6 protein-coding genes are annotated in these 2,478 nt (G+C 40.2%); 5 read left to right on the top strand and 1 reads right to left on the bottom strand.

Annotation, left to right across the window (positions count from 1 at the left end; all coding sequences use genetic code 11):
* Positions 1 to 441: 441 nt before the first annotated feature.
* Positions 442 to 603, top strand: coding sequence for a hypothetical protein (locus PVV68_RS10030; RefSeq protein ID WP_273722101.1), 162 nt, complete (start codon positions 442 to 444; stop codon positions 601 to 603).
* Positions 604 to 684: 81 nt separating this feature from the next.
* On the opposite strand, the gene PVV68_RS10025 is transcribed toward PVV68_RS10030, so the two are convergent.
* Positions 685 to 1,212 carry a helix-turn-helix transcriptional regulator gene (locus tag PVV68_RS10025; protein ID WP_273722102.1) on the bottom strand — a complete coding sequence of 176 codons (528 nt, stop codon included), beginning with the start codon at positions 1,210 to 1,212 and terminating at the stop codon, positions 685 to 687.
* Between the two features lie 151 nt (positions 1,213 to 1,363).
* Here PVV68_RS10025 and PVV68_RS10020 point away from each other — a divergent pair, with 151 nt between their 5' ends.
* From PVV68_RS10020 to PVV68_RS10005, 4 genes are all read left to right on the top strand, one after another.
* Positions 1,364 to 1,669 (top strand): helix-turn-helix transcriptional regulator, encoded by a 306-nt coding sequence (locus tag PVV68_RS10020; protein WP_005864619.1) that lies wholly within the window; start codon positions 1,364 to 1,366, stop codon positions 1,667 to 1,669.
* Between the two features lie 73 nt (positions 1,670 to 1,742).
* Positions 1,743 to 1,880 (top strand): hypothetical protein, encoded by a 138-nt coding sequence (locus PVV68_RS10015; protein ID WP_273722103.1) that lies wholly within the window; start codon positions 1,743 to 1,745, stop codon positions 1,878 to 1,880.
* Positions 1,864 to 2,262 (top strand): hypothetical protein, encoded by a 399-nt coding sequence (locus PVV68_RS10010; RefSeq protein ID WP_273722104.1) that lies wholly within the window; start codon positions 1,864 to 1,866, stop codon positions 2,260 to 2,262. The genes PVV68_RS10015 and PVV68_RS10010 overlap by 17 nt, the downstream gene beginning before the upstream one ends.
* Positions 2,262 to 2,478, top strand: a 217-nt coding sequence (locus PVV68_RS10005; RefSeq protein ID WP_273783007.1) for a ParB N-terminal domain-containing protein, incomplete at its 3' end; no start/stop codon positions are given. The genes PVV68_RS10010 and PVV68_RS10005, both read left to right, overlap by 1 nt.

The raw sequence follows: 2,478 nt of genomic DNA, 5'->3' as shown, positions 1-2,478 counted from the left end.
GACTCTTGCCGTAAGAGTTTTACAATAAAACCTTCTGATTCATTTGGGCGTGAAGTTGTTGGCATGTTTGTTAGAACTTTAGAAAATTTTTCACAACAGGATTTGACAGAATTTAAAAAATTATTGGAAAAAGTTGGCAAAAAAAGATGTGCTCTGTAAAGGTATGTTGCAAAATCCTATTCCCTAACCTTTATTTACTTATCCCGCACCTTAAAAAACACCTTGTAGTTTGACAGTAGGTTTTGTACTAAGTGGGAAGAGGTGGGATTAGGTAGGAATAGGTGGTAATTTGTTGTTTTTATAGTTATTTTTTACCATTAAAGGCGCGTTTTGTAAAATTGTATTTTGACACCTAAAATTGCGAAAATTACCGAAAATCAGAAAAAAGTGCGTTTTCATGGTAAAAATGAGAGAAGGCTTTGAAAGGTCTTTGAAAACCCTGTGAAAAATTTTGAAAAGTCTGTGAAAGCCCAGAAAACCGCCTTTGAAGACCCTTTGAAAAAAATCAATCCAAAAGTTCAATTGACTCCAAAATCAGCCAAAAATGACCAAAAAAGCAAAAAAGATTTCCATATATGCGTGGAAATCTCAAAAATTGGATAATAAAACATTATTTATCAATGTATTATATTAAATTCTTAATGTAAAAAGATTTCCACTTTCATTTTTCATATTAAAGGGGCATTAAGCCGTATTTTGTGTAGTTTCTAGATGTGCTCTTTCAGCTTCTATTTGACGCTTTAAATGCAATTTTAGGAGAGGCAAAGTAAGCTCTATTTCTTCGCTATCGTTGATGTCTTGAACAAGCTCTTGCAGTTTTTTATAAAGTTCCGCCGCGAGTTCCGCTATATCTTCAGGGGGGAGTTTTATTTTAGCATCGCGATAGGTTGTATAAGCTATGCGACCAAGCTTTTTCATCAATCCAGCAGGAATGGTGGGTGTCTTAAAATCCGCTGTTTTTGCTTTTGCTACGTCTGTAAACATTTCGCCTTCACCTGCAACAAGCCAAGTTAAGTTGACATTTAATTGCTGTGATAAAGCAGTCAAAAATTCTACATTGGGAAAAGTGGTCCCTCTTTCAGCATGGTCATAAATTGCTTTTTTAATACCTAAACGGGTAGCTATCTGATCTCGATTAAGCTCTAAGCTTTCTCGTATCAAACGTAGCCGTTTTGCCTGTTCTGTTTTGGGTTCAATTTCTTTTTTTGCCACAAATTACATAATAATGCAAATATTGCGTTGACTTAATGCATTTTTTGCATTATACCTCTTATTACCGCCCGCTATAGAGGGCAGATATTTTACAATTAACCCCACAAAAAACGGATGGTTTGAGCATCCGTTTGAAGCAGGAGCGAAAGTTATGACAACCACCCAAACATGCATTCAAGTATGGGATCGCCATAGTATTTTAGCTGAGCTACGCCGCCGTAATATGACCTTGGCGGAGCTCGCGAAAGCTTATCAACTCTCCTCATCCAGTGTTCAACACATTTGGACACGGTCTAACGAGAAAGCCGAACGCGCCATTGCCGATTTTATCGGTTTGCCTGTCGAGCAGGTTTTTAGCGACCGCTACCCCAAAAGTCGCCGTCGCATTTTTAAAGCAGCAAAACATGCCAATACAGATTCGCGTGCGCATTCTGCTTTGCGCGGTAATGCTGCTTAAACTTCGTTACACGGCTTTGCGTTTTTGCGCATTTGCCATGTATTTAGATACCATAAGATAAAAAGGTTTATCAATGTCTAAAGATCAATACGAAATAGACAAGAAAAATTGCACAGTGTTGCCTCATCAAGCAGCCGATTGGATGGGTTGTTTTTTAAGGTTAGGTGGTCAAGTTTTCTTTATCGGGGATGGTTATGGTTGCTGCTTATAATTTATGGACGCCCGAGGCAAAAAGAGAAATTTTTAATCCGTATTCGGAAGCTGAACGGCTACAAATGATGCTTTCCTGTTCTTTAAAAGCCGTGAGTGGTAGCTTTCGGCATGTACCGATCCGATATATTATTGACCCACCGCATGGCTTATTTGATGCGATATTAGCACGACAAATTGCCATTCATATTTTGCATTATCAGTTTGAGGTACCGCGGCGGCGTATTGTTGCCATGCAAGTACGGCAGCAGACTGCTATCTTTCTTGCTTTGCAAGTGATTAATCGGCGTTTGGAAGAGCCTGTATTTGCTAGAGCCTATCGAAGATGGGCAGGGCGTGCGATGGATTTGTTCTTACGAGAAATGGAAAAGGCGGGGGCGTGATGGCACAGTTTCAAAAGCTTGCTCTTGATGTGATTGTTGTACCGGAGCGTATACGCCCTGTAGATGATGAGCATGCCAAGGCACTTGCGCAATCGATGGCGCGGGAGGGGTTAATGAACCCGATTACAGTGCGCCATACCCCCAATGCTAAAGAGGGTAATTACACACTTATTGCTGGTGCGCACCGGCTTCGTGCTGCGGAGCTTTTGGGCTATA

Origin of the sequence: Bartonella sp. ML69XJBT, from assembly GCF_028618515.1 — a bacterium.
In the GTDB taxonomy this organism is placed as follows: Bacteria; Pseudomonadota; Alphaproteobacteria; order Rhizobiales; family Rhizobiaceae; genus Bartonella.
Note: the sequence above shows the minus strand (reverse complement) of the source record. Positions and strands in the feature narration are given on the sequence as shown.